15 protein-coding genes and 1 riboswitch are annotated in these 15,137 nt (G+C 35.9%); of the genes, 8 read left to right on the top strand and 7 right to left on the bottom strand.

The window, feature by feature from the left end; all coding sequences use genetic code 11:
* Positions 1 to 41 precede the first annotated feature (41 nt).
* Entirely contained in the window at positions 42 to 1,229 is a 1,188-nt protein-coding gene (locus AN161_RS08040) for an MFS transporter (RefSeq protein WP_053593840.1), read from the top strand.
* 47 nt (positions 1,230 to 1,276) lie between these two features.
* On the opposite strand, the gene AN161_RS08035 is transcribed toward AN161_RS08040, so the two are convergent.
* Positions 1,277 to 1,819: an SMI1/KNR4 family protein gene (locus AN161_RS08035; protein ID WP_053593839.1), complete on the bottom strand. Its 543-nt coding sequence runs from the start codon at positions 1,817 to 1,819 to the stop codon at positions 1,277 to 1,279.
* Between the two features lie 179 nt (positions 1,820 to 1,998).
* Here AN161_RS08035 and AN161_RS08030 point away from each other — a divergent pair, with 179 nt between their 5' ends.
* Both AN161_RS08030 and AN161_RS08025 read left to right on the top strand, forming a co-directional pair.
* Positions 1,999 to 2,409 carry a hypothetical protein gene (locus tag AN161_RS08030; protein WP_053593838.1) on the top strand — a complete coding sequence of 137 codons (411 nt, stop codon included), beginning with the start codon at positions 1,999 to 2,001 and terminating at the stop codon, positions 2,407 to 2,409.
* Between the two features lie 137 nt (positions 2,410 to 2,546).
* Positions 2,547 to 2,653, top strand: a riboswitch (SAM riboswitch).
* A gap of 100 nt (positions 2,654 to 2,753) precedes the next feature.
* On the top strand, positions 2,754 to 3,491 hold the full coding sequence (locus AN161_RS08025; RefSeq protein ID WP_053594033.1) for a cyclase family protein: 738 nt from the start codon (positions 2,754 to 2,756) through the stop codon (positions 3,489 to 3,491).
* A gap of 53 nt (positions 3,492 to 3,544) precedes the next feature.
* On the opposite strand, the gene AN161_RS08020 is transcribed toward AN161_RS08025, so the two are convergent.
* Together AN161_RS08020 and AN161_RS08015 are read right to left on the bottom strand one after the other, a co-directional pair.
* On the bottom strand, positions 3,545 to 4,141 hold the full coding sequence (locus tag AN161_RS08020) for a DedA family protein (protein ID WP_053593837.1): 597 nt from the start codon (positions 4,139 to 4,141) through the stop codon (positions 3,545 to 3,547).
* A gap of 229 nt (positions 4,142 to 4,370) precedes the next feature.
* Positions 4,371 to 5,144, bottom strand: a complete 774-nt coding sequence (locus AN161_RS08015) for a Cof-type HAD-IIB family hydrolase (RefSeq protein ID WP_053593836.1) — start codon at positions 5,142 to 5,144, stop codon at positions 4,371 to 4,373.
* Positions 5,145 to 5,735: 591 nt separating this feature from the next.
* On the opposite strand from AN161_RS08015, the gene AN161_RS08010 reads away from it, so the two are divergent.
* From AN161_RS08010 to AN161_RS08000, 3 genes are all read left to right on the top strand, one after another.
* Positions 5,736 to 6,431: a DUF2225 domain-containing protein gene (locus AN161_RS08010; RefSeq protein WP_053593835.1), complete on the top strand. Its 696-nt coding sequence runs from the start codon at positions 5,736 to 5,738 to the stop codon at positions 6,429 to 6,431.
* Between the two features lie 24 nt (positions 6,432 to 6,455).
* Positions 6,456 to 6,809: a hypothetical protein gene (locus AN161_RS08005; protein WP_053593834.1), complete on the top strand. Its 354-nt coding sequence runs from the start codon at positions 6,456 to 6,458 to the stop codon at positions 6,807 to 6,809.
* Positions 6,810 to 6,990: 181 nt separating this feature from the next.
* Positions 6,991 to 8,406 carry an erythromycin esterase family protein gene (locus AN161_RS08000; RefSeq protein ID WP_053593833.1) on the top strand — a complete coding sequence of 472 codons (1,416 nt, stop codon included), beginning with the start codon at positions 6,991 to 6,993 and terminating at the stop codon, positions 8,404 to 8,406.
* A 54-nt stretch (positions 8,407 to 8,460) separates the two neighbouring features.
* Here the strand turns inward: AN161_RS08000 and AN161_RS07995 are convergent, their stop codons facing one another.
* The 3 genes from AN161_RS07995 to AN161_RS07985 are packed head-to-tail and all read right to left on the bottom strand — an operon-like array spanning position 8,461 to position 11,671.
* A complete protein-coding gene (locus AN161_RS07995; RefSeq protein WP_053593832.1) occupies positions 8,461 to 9,636 on the bottom strand; it encodes a DUF4272 domain-containing protein in 1,176 nt (391 codons plus the stop codon).
* A gap of 19 nt (positions 9,637 to 9,655) precedes the next feature.
* Positions 9,656 to 10,930, bottom strand: a complete 1,275-nt coding sequence (locus tag AN161_RS07990) for an SMI1/KNR4 family protein (protein ID WP_198926859.1) — start codon at positions 10,928 to 10,930, stop codon at positions 9,656 to 9,658.
* A gap of 15 nt (positions 10,931 to 10,945) precedes the next feature.
* Positions 10,946 to 11,671: a hypothetical protein gene (locus AN161_RS07985; protein ID WP_143114669.1), complete on the bottom strand. Its 726-nt coding sequence runs from the start codon at positions 11,669 to 11,671 to the stop codon at positions 10,946 to 10,948.
* A 274-nt stretch (positions 11,672 to 11,945) separates the two neighbouring features.
* On the opposite strand from AN161_RS07985, the gene AN161_RS07980 reads away from it, so the two are divergent.
* Together AN161_RS07980 and AN161_RS07975 are read left to right on the top strand one after the other, a co-directional pair.
* Positions 11,946 to 12,587, top strand: coding sequence for a TetR/AcrR family transcriptional regulator (locus tag AN161_RS07980; protein ID WP_053593830.1), 642 nt, complete (start codon positions 11,946 to 11,948; stop codon positions 12,585 to 12,587).
* A gap of 126 nt (positions 12,588 to 12,713) precedes the next feature.
* Positions 12,714 to 14,123: an alpha/beta fold hydrolase gene (locus AN161_RS07975; RefSeq protein ID WP_053593829.1), complete on the top strand. Its 1,410-nt coding sequence runs from the start codon at positions 12,714 to 12,716 to the stop codon at positions 14,121 to 14,123.
* 49 nt (positions 14,124 to 14,172) lie between these two features.
* Here AN161_RS07975 and AN161_RS07970 read toward each other — a convergent pair whose 3' ends face one another.
* Positions 14,173 to 15,003, bottom strand: a complete 831-nt coding sequence (locus AN161_RS07970; RefSeq protein WP_053593828.1) for a MerR family transcriptional regulator — start codon at positions 15,001 to 15,003, stop codon at positions 14,173 to 14,175.
* Between the last annotated feature and the right edge of the window lie 134 nt (positions 15,004 to 15,137).

Below are 15,137 nucleotides of genomic sequence, written 5' to 3'. Positions count from 1 at the left end.
ATTACTATACACTATACGAAAAATCAAAGGAGATATTAAGAATGAACGAAACAAAAGTGCCGAATGCTAAACTAACATTACTCGCACTAGCGATCAGTGCTTTTGGTATTGGCTCTACAGAATTTATAAGCGTCGGACTTCTTCCATTAATTACAGAAGATTTTAACATAACGTTAAGTACTGCGGGTTTAACCGTATCCATATATGCACTAGGTGTAACGATTGGTGCACCGCTTTTAACAGCGTTAACATCGCGCCTTAGTCGTAAAAATGTGTTATTGCTCGTTATGGTGCTTTTTATTATCGGTAATTTACTTGCAGCTCTAGCACCCTTATTTTCAATTCTACTAATCGGCCGTGTTATTTCAGCATTAGCACATGGCGTCTTTATGTCTATCGCCTCTGTTATAGCTGCAGATGTTGTGGCACCTAATAGACGAGCAAGTGCAATAGCTATTATGTTCACAGGGTTAACAGTAGCAACTGTGACAGGTGTCCCATTAGGAACTTTTATTGGACAAGTTACTGACTGGCGAATGTCGTTCATTTTCATTGTCGTTATTGGTATTATCGGATTAATTAGTAATGCTCTGCTTGTACCTAGTCAATTATCAAAAGGCAATCCAATATCTATTCGCGATATCTGGAAAGTATTGGGGAACATACGAATGCTATTAATTCTCTTTATTACAGCAATCGGATACGGTGGCGTGTTTGTTGTATACACATACATTTCCCCTATATTAGAACAATATATGGGCTACTCACCTCGGGCAATTGTATTCATCTTAGTTGTATTTGGTATTTGTGTCGCTATCGGCAATACATTAGGTGGTCATTTTGCTAATAGTAATCCTTTACGTTCAATCTTTATTATCTTTATTGGCTTAGCATTAGCATTACTGGGTATCAACTTCTTTTTAGAATCATCGATCATTGGATTAATGATGGTCCTTATGATGGGGCTATTTATGTTTATGAATGTTCCAGGATTACAGCTTTATGCCGTTCAACTTTCAGAAAAATATATACCATCAGCTATCTCAATGGCTTCAGCATTAAATATTTCGGCCTTTAACATTGGCATTTTTCTAGGATCATACATTGGAGGATTCATTATTCGCCACCAATCATTAGCCCACACACCTATATACGGATTCATCTTGGTTATGCTTGCGGCAATGACTACACTTCTATGGTTAATCTTTGATAGAAACAAACAAGGATAAAAGAAAGGAAGCCTTAACCATAACTGAGGCTTCCTTTTTGCTATTTATCATATTTTAAGGAAAGTATCGTCAAAATATGCCTTGAAATTTGGATAAAGATAATCCAATGACGCTTTAATATCAGCACTATCATCAAATAAAATTTCATGTTCAATTTCATATATTGCACAATTTTCTTCATTCGCATTATTTAAATTGATGCAAATAATTTTTCCATACTCTTCATCCCATGAAAAAGGGAGATATCCTAAACTACATAACGATGGATTATACATATCTCTAACGTTATTTAAAGGTTCATCAATACTTTGATTGGGTATTACATCAAAATAATGGTTATAAGTTGAAATAAAAGCTTTATACCACTCAGGAAATTTAAGTCCAAACTCTTTTTCTAAAGCTTGTATATCATCTTCAGTTACTTTAGAAGGGATCAGCTTCCATCTTGACCATTCCCCATCAATATCCGCTAATTTCATCTGGTCTGGAACATCTGGACACATCCATCTGCAAAACCCCTCCTTCGAAACTTGATTATAACGCTCATAGTAAATTTCAAAACCATTCTTAATGTATTCACGAATATTCATCTAAAGAACTCCTTTTTTAAATTGGACAGACTAGCTTTATTGTTTAGAAGCCTAGTCCATGAAGGTACTTATATATAGTCATATTACTTGGGTAACACTTAGTCTGCTTAAGCCATTAACACCGAAAAACATTGTTGTACATAAGATAGGATATCAGCTATAGGATAGGAGGAATTTAGTTGTATTACAATCCTTATCCGTATTTTGTCTATCCAAACTATTATCCAACATGGGCAATGGCACATCAACAAGGCACTAGTCAATTTTCAAGACATCTAGCAATGCCGGCGAACCCGACAAATAGCAATCCATTTCCATCCGTCAATACAAGTAAATTGAAAACTTCTGCAAAACGGATTAAGGTTATTATGCGGCAAGCACAATTACTTACGGATAAAATTGAAGAATCTGAGCAATTTGCACATGATCTTATGGACGCTGCACAGCTGTCAAATAAAACGGAAGTTGAAAAATTAATATCGTCAACGGGTGTCACCATGAAGTTCGAAACTAACTATACACCGGATCGTATTCGTATAATATTTACTGATAGCGACTGTTGTAAACTAACATTAATTTTAAGTTGGTGAAATTCCAACTCTTTTGAATAGGCTCCGAAAGTGTTGAAAATTATTTTTAACCTTGTATCCCTATTGAACTTGTAAACTATAAAAAAATATGCTAAAGTATTTGTAATCATTATTTCTGAAAATTCTTATATTGCTTTTTCTTATCAAGAGAGACGGAGGGATTGGCCCTATGAAGTCTCAGCAACCAGCCTATATAGGTATGGTGCTAATTCCAATTGGCGAAATTTAGCCTTGAAGATGAGAAGACTTACTTTAGTTGCTTTGCACAAGAGTCCTCTTTCTACAAGGAGGGCTCTTTTTTATTGTTGCATCCAAAAATAATTAAAAGAAAGCAGGAAGATATTATGACAAACGAACTTTTACAAGCAATTCAACTATTGAAATCGAAAGAATGGGTAGATTTAACACATACATTTGGTCCTAATTCTCCCCACTTCTTTATGTTTGATGATGCAAAATTTGAAACAGTATTCTCCCATGATGATGGCTTCCTTGCGCAGCAATTTACTTTCCCTGGGCAATATGGAACACATATTGACCCACCTATCCATTTTGTGCGAGATACACGCTATTTAGAGGATTTGGAGCTAAAAGAACTAGTTCTACCACTAATCGTTATCGATAAATCTAAGGAAGCCGAAATTAATAACGACCTCACATTAAGTGTTCAAGATATTCTTGATTTTGAGGCTGAATATGGGGAAATCGAAGCAGGTACCTTCGTTGCGCTGCGTACGGATTGGAGTAAACGTTGGCCAGATAAAGAGGCTTTCAGTAACAAAGATGCGGATGGTAGTAATCATATTCCTGGCTGGGGATTAGAAGCGTTACAATTTTTATTCAACGCACGAAAAGTAAGTGCTATAGGCCACGAAACCTTTGATACGGATTCAGCAGCTGATTTTCGTAAAAATGGTAAGCTAGATGGCGAATATTTTGTGCTTGAGCAAGATACTTACCAAATTGAGCTGATGACAAATTTGGATAAGCTACCTCCAAAAGGCGCTGCTATATTCAATATTGTACCAAAGCCTGAAAAAGCGTCTGGATTCCCTGTTCGTTCATTTGCAATATTGCCTTAAACGATAAAAAGGTCTGGTTCACAACCTGAGTAGGTATTGAATCAGACCTTTTTTTACTTTGGCGAATTCCTTTTTTTGAAAATAAAATAAACGATTAGCATTAGTATTAGGAACAATACTATAAGATAAATACTGTAGCGGGATAAATAGACCCCAACATAACGCCAGTTCTCCCCAAGTACCTTTCCTAAGGTAATAAAAGTAAATGTCCAAATAACTGCTCCCGTATAGGCAAAGAAAGCAAATTTTTTATAAGGATAATTATTGATAGCCGCAATATATGCTGTAAGATGACGCACACCAGGAATAAAATATCCTATTAATAATAATCCCGGCCCTATTTTTGCAAATAATTTTCTAGTAAAGTCAATTTTCTGTTCAGTAATGTGGATTTTTGGACCGTATTTTTGCAATAACGGTAGCCCAAATCTATAGCCTATATAGTAGCTCAGAGTAATTCCCCCTACCGCACCTACCATAGCGCTGATTAAAGCTGGAATATGTGCGAGAGTTTCTTTATATACGCTATATCCTACATATGTTAAAAATATCTCATCGGGAAGTGGCAGCCCAACAATCCCGCCAACTAGGATAAGAATGATGCCAAAATACCCGTAATGTTCTATTAGAGATTGCACGTGATGCGCCATAAATCCTTCCCACCTAAAGCATAATGAATTTCTTTTTACAGATAGCTTTATATTAACTCAAAGTAAACAATATTATGAGTATTATGACTTCAACACAATTTTCTCAGGATTTATTATCACTGCCTTGTAGATTGTATAGATGGAAAAATTATTTCTTTATAAAAACTTTCTCCAATGTTGTATAGTGGTCGATTCATGCTATAAATCTCATTTCTCGGCTACTACTCTATTAAATTATTTGCAGCTCACGTAGAGCATAATCAATCCCGTCCTCAGTTGATTTCTTCGTTACATAATTAGCGACATTTTTTAATGCTTCACTACCGTTACCCATTGCAATACCAAAGCCGACCTGCTCCAGCATATCGATATCATTATCTCCATCGCCAAAAGCAAGTGCTTCTTCAGGACTCAAGTCGAAATAATCTAGTACCGCCTGGACAGCAATAGATTTGGAAACATCCTGTTGCAAAACATTTGTAATATAAGGGTGCCACCTTTTAAATAATAAATGAGGGAATTTTGAAGTATACTTTTTCTCAATATCCTCATCGCCATATAAACACATTAAGTAAACCTCTTGCGTTAAAATATCTTCATTAATATCAGGAAACTCTAGCAAAGATAATGTTTCTTGCATAGCTTTTAATGTCTTTTCTTCTTGGACGTTATTCATCGATAATTGTTCTGTAAAAAATGATAGACTTTGTTTATTGTCTTCAGCAAAAGCCTTAACTGCGTGGACAATTTCCTTTGCAATAGGCATTTTATGTATTACTCGATCTTGATACTTAACATGGGCACCATTAGCTGTAATAAACGTTTCTATGCCTATGTTTCTTAAATCTTGGCACATTGACAAGGGTCTTCCTGTAGCAGCAACAATATGAATTCCTTTGTTTTTTAATTGCTTAATAGCGGTTCTTGTACTTTCTTCAATACGACCATCTTCATAATTAACAAGCGTTCCATCTACGTCAAAAAATACAATTTTATAATCCATCTTTCGCTCCTTATCGTTTTACACAATTTTATTAGGTATATCGATTAGAGGAACCTCACCATAACATGGCCCACTTCGGGTAACACCTGTGACGATGATCTCCAAGAAGTCGCTCAGCCCTACTCCGATCACCCTAATATAAATGTCATTTTCCACTACAGGCGAGTGTTGAGTGACTCCCCTTTGTTTCTTAATAATAATCCTATATTTCCCTAATCAATATACTTGTAATTTTACATTAAGAAACATCTTTATACCAAAATCACGAAATAGGCATTATCGCCTACACATTCAACTTTATAATAAAAACATCAATAATTATTTAAATTTGTACGTTATTTGACAAACTAAAACGAATGTATAACTTGCTTTAACTACACCGATAAATACTATTACGGGTACATATCGAAATTCCAAATAACTAAGAAAATAATGAACATTTTTATTTTAATAATTCTAAAGGAGTATACCAAAGAACATAGAATTGTTAATATAAAGGTAACTAAATTAAACACATTGAACGATACTGTCCATCGTATAAATAGAACAAAAGAAATAATAATCGTTTTTTATGTAAAGGAGTTGATTCTTATGGCATTTAACATTTACTACTATGAAAGTAGTGTGGATTGCAAGTTTTGCAAGAAGCATTTTACCACATATAAAGTACGCCCTAATCGATATAAAATTATCGAAGAACAAACAGACTTCATGCCAGTTTATGAAGGTTTAAACCCGTTATTGTATGAAGTTGCCGTTTGTCCACATTGTGGCTATGCTTACCACAAATCTATGACAAGAACATATGGACCTTTCATGCTTCTTATTGATGAGCTATACATAAAAGAGCTTCAAAAACCAATGGATATGTGCAAGGAACGTACAATCGATGATGCCATTGTAAGCATTAAATTAGCTTATCTTGTATCAAGAGCATCCATGGAAGAGTCACTTCTTATGGCCAATTTCGCTTTAAAAATAGCCTGGCTATATCGCTTAAAAAATGATGAGGAATCGGAAATGCGCTACCTTTTTGCTGCTAGAGATTTTTACAGTAAATCTTTTGCATCCAATCAAGAGGGCGGAGAGAGAATTCAATATTTACATGCAGAATTAAGCCTCCGACTTGGAGATATTGCTGAGGCGAAAAAAGGATTCTCTCGATTAATAGCAGATCGAAATGTTTCCAATAAATATAGAAAACTGGCACGAAATCGATGGGAAAACTATAAATATGATGAGCAACCGAACAACGCAAATAAAACTATAGAAGAAGTCATTAATTGAAGTAAAACGAGGAGAGTAATAATCATGCAACTATTTACCAAAAGGATTGATGTGAGAGAAGAAGATATTTTTTCAGAACTACATCATTTTTTATTGAGAAAAAATAATCGCTACTTAACGAATGATGAGGTAGTTTCATTAACTGGGGTTTCATCTGAGCTACTCTATAAATGGGTAAAAACAGGAAAATTAAAAAAATCGATTTTCCCTAATTTAGGCGCACCCTGTGAGCGTTGCGGACAAGTTACTCAGGCAAAAATCTGTGTTAGTTGCTCATCAACCATCGTTAACACTTTAAAACAAGAGGAAAAGGATCGTGCATGGTTCAATCAAATACAGCAGAATAATCCGAGAGCTAGCACGTATCACTATAAATAAAATAGTTAACATCTCTACAGTGTACATACGCTATAGAGATGTTTTTTTATCTGCCTCCGCTCAAATAATCCAAAATAATGACATCCAACCAAATTTAAACAAAATTTAAACAAACTCCCCTTTTACTTTAAACTTCACTATCTATAATTGACATTAACATATAGCGAAGGACTGATAGAAAGTGACAAAAGGTAAGAATCGTAAGGTTTTATTATCATTAAGTATTGCGTTAGCAACCTTTACAGCGTTCAGCGGAGTATCAAATGCATCGGCAGCAGTTCCAGCGATAGAAGAACGTGTAGCTTTGGAGAACTATTTAGAAGTAAAGCAAGCCCGCACATCCAATGAAACACTTCAAGATTGGAAAAAGTGGACAAACGATCATGCTTACAGCTTAACATCTATTCAACCTGAAGCAATTAGTCAACAAAACATTCCATCTACTAAATTTGAAGATTTAGAGATGCTAAAGCCTTTATTGCATGATAAGCGCATCGTTTTTTTAGGGGAAAGTTCACATGGCGCAGCAGAATTTAGCCTAGCGAAAACACGTTTAATTCAATTTTTACACCAAGAAATGGGCTACAATGTCCTAGCCTTCGAAAGCGGTATGGGAAATGCCATGAATGCGCAAGGACAAATTGATAAACAAACAGCGCAACAAACGATGAAGGATGCTATTTTTGGTGTATGGTGGTCAAAAGAAACACTGCCGTTATTTGAGTATGCTAAAAAAACACAGAAAACTGATAAACCATTAAAATTGGCAGGCTTTGATATTCAACAGCAAGGTGCGTTCACGAATGGTGAGTGGCTGCAAAATAGTCAGCTTGCTAAACAGTTCAGTGAAGTAGAAGAGCAACTTGTAGACTGGAGCTTCGGTACGGATCTAAAAGGCTACCAAAAGGCGAAACCAAGCATTATCGAAGTGTATAAACAAGTAAAATCTCAAGTTCAGCTAAAAGAAAAAGAGTTAAAAGCAGCTTATCCGAGCGAGCCTCATATTGTAAAGCTTATGGAACGTACTTTAGCTGACCGTATCCGTTTAGCAGACGAATATGTAGAACTATCAATTCAATCAAATATAGAACCATATAACCCTGAGCTTTTTTTTAAGACAATGGAATGGCGTGACCAAGCAATGATGGAAAACCTACTATGGTTAGCAGAGGAGATTTATCCAACTGAAAAATTTATCGTCTGGGCACATAATGACCATATTCGCAAAGCACAATCCGAAGTAATGGTTTCTTATCCGGTAAAATTGATGGGTGAACTTCTACCGGATATTTACAAGAAATATAGCTATGTGCTTGGTCTTTATATGGCTAGTGGCGAAACTGCAAACAATTCTAAAGAACCTATAGCCGTTTTACCGCCAGTAAAAGGATCAATCGAGGATATTCTTTCATCAACAAATAAACCATACACATTTATTGACTTACGAAACCGTCAAAATGAACGAGGAAACTCATGGATGTTTGAGCCACGTTTATCGTATAGTTGGGGAGTCAGACAGGAAAGTCTTGTTCCACGAGATCAATATGATGGCCTTCTGCTGATTGATAAAGTAAGTAAACCACATTATATAAAATAAGAATATAAAAATGCAAACTAGTTTTTCTTCTAGTTTGCTATTTTTCTTTTATGTTCAAGTATCCATCGAAATTGTATCCCATTCTTCATTGCGATGCCCTATCATCCAGAACAAGCCCCTCCGTCTTTCCATAATGATACTTTCATTCATCCCCGCAGGAGCTGGTGGTTCTTGTATACGACTATCTACACAAGCCCAATGGTATCTGTAAATCTTGTCGGCTTCATCCAATATCTCTTCTTGACTACGCAGAGTAGTTTGAAGATAAAATTGTTCAAACGTTTCGCAGTTAGAAACAACTTGAATGGCATACTCGCAATCGCATACTTCATCAGGAAAATCGAGCTTCTCAACAAAGCCGAGTGCCCAAATAAGCGTCCAATAAGCCTCGTATTGCCAAGAAATATTAATGGCTTCTTGCCCATTTGGTTCTGACGTATGTAAAAAGTCTCTTTCATTGCTAGTTAGATAGTCTTCCACTTTATATGTGCGTAACATATTGATGAAAAAGTCTCGCGATTCTTCTACATTGCCACCTTGCGCCACATCACAGGCAAATTGAATGACAATTAACAGGGCTACAGCTCTTCTAGCAATGTCTTCTTTGGTTTTAAACTGACAAACCTCTATTGTTGGGAGTTGAGGAAGGGAAGCTGTATAAGGAATAGCTTTCTCTTTTAAATATGCTATCGTTTTATTTTTTCTTTGTTCACCTTCTTCTGATGACACCTCTTGTCCCCTTACCTTTCGTGTACAAGCTTGGGGTCTAAAGTCAGATGGTCCTGATTGCCCGTCAGGATAAACAATTACTATCCCTTCATCGTCTAATAAAGTACCCTCCGGTAAAAAACCAATGCCACCTATACTTGATAACAACCTCGTAAATAACTGTATCTGTTCTTCATTTATCTCTTTTTCCGCTTCGATTGCAATCACTGTATTTAATACAGATATTTGAGTCAAAACTAATTCTTTTAAATTGTCATCTTCAAAAGGAATATTGTCGTAATATCCCATCATCCCAGGAATATTATTAGCGAAGTAATCTGGGTTTGTATCTTCAGACATGACTCTAATTATTAAATTGTATTTTTTAAACAGCGCCTTGGATTTTATGACATACTCATTATCATTTTTATCGATAGCAAAGCCTTTTGCAAAAACATCTGAAATTTTCACTTCAATATCATCAATGTTGTTCTTAGATGCAAATATAGTGAAATAGTTCATTCTTCTCTCCCCCTTTTATTCACCAACTATCTAAGCCTGCAAGAGCTTGGCTAAACAGCTGTTTATTTTTCCGTAGTATTTCGTTTTCCTTCCAAAAAGCAAGCAATTGTCTCCAATTGTCTTTATCTACACATGTTGTTGGCGCAATTTCTTGCTGCATCATTTGCCATACCGCCCGTATCGCTGTAAGCCTTTCCACTTCACTGCCACTCAACCATTCAAACAACATCTCTGCACTTGGCTGTGATTCTGCGAAAAGTGTAGACCATCCATCTATCGGAAATGAAACATAAGACTTCATCCAAGCTATAGTTTTCGGATTATGGAAATGACGTAGTCGGTGTAAAGCTGTATAGGAATCAACTGTCTTTTTGTCGATATCTTGAAGAACAAGCGATAAACCTTCTTCTGCAGGTAGACAATTTGCTGTTAAATAATCTCGAATTCGGCTAGGAATATTATTTTTGTCACTCCAGAGCGTCCTTACCCAATCACTTGCCTCTACCGCACAAACCTTTACTAGCACTTCACTCCATGCTTCTTTATTTGCTGGTGGCAGTGATTGTTCAATTTTATTTCGAAGTGCATAATACACCGTACTAGGATCAAACTGTGCAAATGCTTCCGGAACGCTATCTTCCACTCCATGCATCGATACATATATTAATAAGGATTCTAAGTTAGACATTGCTTGCCTCAGAGTTAGTGTGAAATATTGTTCGAGCCACTCCAGCCATATTTCAGAGCTAGTCAGGCTCAAATCCAGACCATCCTCACTACAAAACTGTCGATGCTGGCCACAATCTGCACCTATACAACCTAAAGCTGTGGCTCGTTCAGTATAGATTTTAAAACTCCCAGCAAGTAGGTCGAACTCATCTTCCTCATGACTCCAATACCAAACGGAACCATCCTCAATTCTAATAAGAAGTGCATCACCGTTGCCAGCCGTGTGAAACTGTAAATATAGTTGTTCATCTAGATTTTCACCTTCACCGCCGAAATCAGGGAATTCAAGCTCTTCCAAGCTCCAACCAAAATCACCTGATGGCGTCTCCTCTAGTTCAATAGGGAGTAAGGCCTCATCTGGCAAAGACCAATACATCCCCACTTGTCGCGAACAATGTAGTAATAAATTACGGAACTCAGAAGGAATACGAATACTAAGTCGCTCCTCTACTATTGATAGCTCTTGTTCTGTAGCTACAGGTGCTATCTTAAGCGGATGCACCCAAGCCCCTTGCTGCTCAAGCTGTTTTAATAATTGCGTCCATCGTTCAACCCATATTTGCATGACTATGCCTCCATGTTAAGAAAAGTACTCTAATAAATATACCGTCTGCTCTTTCGGTTTTAGCAGTATAAATACTGTTCCACCACCAATTATTGACATAAAGCGGTAACGCTCAGTTGCCCCACGAATCAGGCTCTCATCAATACCATAGTCATGCGTGACATTCCATTTTAGATTCATGAAAAATTCCTCGCTCATCTCTTGCGCTTCTTCTCTACCAATTAGCACCTCAGTATCATCGTGGCCCCAGCCTTCTGTTAACTCTGTAATATGCCTAAATTCTCCGGTACATTTATAATGATATTTAGTAAATTCATAGCTATAAAATGCATCAGCATAATAATCCACATCGAAATTTTTAGCTAATTGATTCAAACCATCTTGGATCCCCATTTTGTATGTATTGACAGTTATTTTATTTTCCATGTAGTAATTTTTATTTTTTGCAAAATCAGCTTGCAGAAAAGCATATATGTCCTGCACATTCCCGTCCCCAAACGTACGAAGATCTCCAAGAAAATCGTATTTTCCGTCTATGTAACGAAATCCCCAAAAGTTATTCTCTGCATTTAAATACTCTTCCTCGCAAAATAATCCATCAGTTCCTAAAACGTGAAGGATATATTCAGTTCCTTCAACTACATCAGTAAAAGATAGCAATGGTCTAAAATAACAAGCCAAACGTACATCTACAAATACATCACTTGCTTTCGGATAAAGCGTTATCTTTTTTGGATTCATTTTTTCACCTCTCCATTTTACTGAAACGATTGATTCCTTCATTTTTTCTTCACTATTGTATCGTCAGGAAATCATTTACTTATTAGAACTAGACTTTAATTCGCTTTAAAACACTAGAATTTTACTTCCATTAAAGCTCAACATACATGCAAAATTACTCACCTTTACTAGTTCTTTTCTAATTGCTTTGAATTAAATAGTATGTTGTTGACAATTAAGATGGCTAACTCTATCATTATAAATACATTCGAATGTATCTATAAGGAGATATTTTATGGCCAGAAATAAATATCCAGAAGTTACGAGAAAAAAAATTATTGAATCAGCTGTTAAATTATTCACTGTAAATGGTTGGGACAATGTAACGATTCAAGAGATTGTAGATGATGTGGGAGATATTACTCGAGGAGCTTTCTATCATCATTTTAAAACACGTGCTGATGTTATTGATGCCATTACAAAAGAAATGCTGATGGCAAATAATTATTTTAATGAAATATCCGATTTAGAAAACTTAAATGCTTTAGAACGTTTAAGAAAAGGTATTTCTTTTTCAATTTCTCAAAGTGTCAAAGAAGAAGACCTATCCACAATCCCTTTGAGTATGAATTCTGCTGAATTTGTTTATAGTCGCATCACTGAAGGAATACAGGTTGTTGCGCCGGGCATTCAAAAAATTATTGAAGATGGCAATCAAGACGGCTCGCTACAAATTACTTTTCCAAAGCAAGCAGCTGAAACCTTTACAATGCTTTTTGATATTTGGATGAATCCAGAGATATTTCGCGTAAGCCGAGTTGAATTTACTCAAAAAATAGAGCATATACGTTTAATGTTCGAAGGGATTGGAATGCCACTTGTAAATGATGAATTGAAGGACGTATTTTTAGCTTTATTTGACAAAGTTCAGGAATAGTAGACTACTTTATGTAGTTTATTATTTTAATCCTTTACATACATTTGTATGTATGTATTAATTACTTATAATTCCGCATCACCGAACAATTACATACATTCGTATGTATGTTAAAGGAGATATACTATGAAAACCTTAGAAGTTATATTTACAATTGTTTTAATACTATCGAGCATTTCACTGACATTTAGACAACGTGGGATAACTAAAATTAATATATTTATGTTAGTCGTCAATTATATATTATTATTAGCTACAATTATTTCAATTGGCGCTAACTGGCGTATGATCCCCGCTTATATTGTTTCACTACTATTGACCCTGCAGGTTTTTGTAAAGCCTAAAAGCACAATTGTTTCAAAAAAATTAAGTATAAAAATTTTAAAACTTGTAGGGATTGCTGTAGCAGCATTTGGAATGTTCACCTTGCCAAAGCTTTTTCCAATCATATCTTTTCCAGCACCTACAGGAGAATATTCAGTAGGAACCCAGGCATTTCACCTCCTCGATAAGAGTCGTAAAGAATTTGTCGTACCTAATCACCAGGTGAATCGTGAATTAATGATACAGGTTTATTACCCTGCTGAAAAAGGGACTGGGCAGCCCTCTCCTTACTTTGAACAGATAGAGGCATTAACACAACAATTAGCAGCGACACAGGGTTTCCCGTATATCGCTACAACACATTTAGGATTGACAGAAAACCATTCTTATCAAGATGCGAAGCCGATAAAGTCAAACGAAAAATTCCCACTTCTATTATTTGCCCATGGGATGAGTTTATATAGTCGCCAAAATACCTTTCAACTAGAGGAGTTAGCGAGCCACGGCTATGTAGTTGTCGCTCTTAACTTTACTGGTGATGCAGCAACAACTGTATTCCCAGATGGAGATCGTGTGGATTTCACACCGATTGAAAATACAATTACCTTCCTGAATGATCGTATCAAGCTTTGGGAACAGGATGCATCATTTGTTTTAGATGAGGTCATTAAAGGAGATTTTGATAAGAATTTTAAAACAATTGCCGCATTAATTGATTATGACAGTATTGGTATGCTAGGTCACTCTTTTGGTGGTGCGACTTCTACACAAATGCTTGTAAAGGATGGACGTATTAAAGCGGCAATTGATATGGATGGTGGGTTGTATGGTGATCCAATGCCTGCAAATGGTCCTGAAAAGCCATTTATGCTGTTGAATGCGGAGGCATCCATTAACTTTATGAAGGAAGCATATAGCCAACAGCCAGGTAATCGAGATGAATTGTTTGCAGAATCCTATTTAAGAAACAAAACGATTGAAAAACCCGGTGTTTACACAGCTATTATTCCGAAAACAAATCATGGTAGTTATACAGATTTAGCAGCAGTTTCACCAATTATTAATGAATCTGGCGCAGATGTGAATGCTATTTTTAAGCTGATTAATGAATTGTCATTAGGCTTTTTTAATAAAAATTTAAAAGGAATCAATGACAATAAGTTAGAAGAAATTCAAAAGGAGCATCCTGAAATAAACTTAACTTTGCACTAAAGCATAGTGGGAAGCTCATCAATATTTAGGTTGTTGATAAGCAAACTTATCAACAACCTTTTTTAATTTCTATCATAATTTTCGTCACATAATCCTCTTCACGATTTTTAATTACTGCGTCATAAATATATTCCTCATATACGTACTGTCCTAGTTCGTAGCCCTTTTCCCGCATGACTTTAAATAATCGCTCGTATGTTTCGCCAAGTGCAGTGGACGGTCCTACATGATACCCAACAATAAAATCTCCTTCAATCGCCTTGAAATAAGGATGACCTTCTCGTGGATGTGGCTGCTCTATATATAAGTAACTATAATTATCATAATTTCCTGCTAATACTTGCTCTCTTCTTGTAATCCCTCCAATGGGATAACCCGTGTCTAATTGAGAACGGTCTAATTCATCTATAAAATCAGAGACAGCTTTCACAAACTGTTCTTCCGTCGAATCCTCGATGTTTTTACTTAAATACAATGTTTCCTCTGGCAGGTGCTCCATCGTCATGCTATCAAAATCAAGGTGTAAGGCTTCCTCTGTTAGATCGATTTTTACATCGATAATACTTTCAATCATCTCAAGCTCTCGACGTTTTTTCGCTACAATTTCCTTTTGCTGATGCATCAAGTCTAAGAAATTTTCAGGTGATTTTTCTGCCATATATTTTTGAATATCCTTTAAAGACATGCCCACCGCCTTTAATAGCTCAATCACACTAAAAAATTCATATTGCACGATGGAATAATAACGGTAGTCCTTATTATCCTTCATGATTGGTGATAATAAACCGATTTGATCGTAGTAAATTAGCGTTTGTTTATTAACCTTACAAATTTTAGCGAATTCACCAGTTGTAAAATATTTTACATTTTTATTAAACATTTTTAAGTTTCCCTCCTTGACTATATAGTTACTATATACATTAAATTGTAGCTATTCACAATCAATTATGCCACTCATAATTGCGTCCGGAATCGGCTTTGTGCTTAGGCCTGCATGAGGGCGACACGATGTCG

This window comes from Lysinibacillus sp. FJAT-14222, assembly GCF_001278875.1.
Taxonomy (GTDB): domain Bacteria; phylum Bacillota; class Bacilli; order Bacillales_A; family Planococcaceae; genus Lysinibacillus; species Lysinibacillus agricola.
This window is presented reverse-complemented; position numbering and strand designations above follow the sequence as displayed.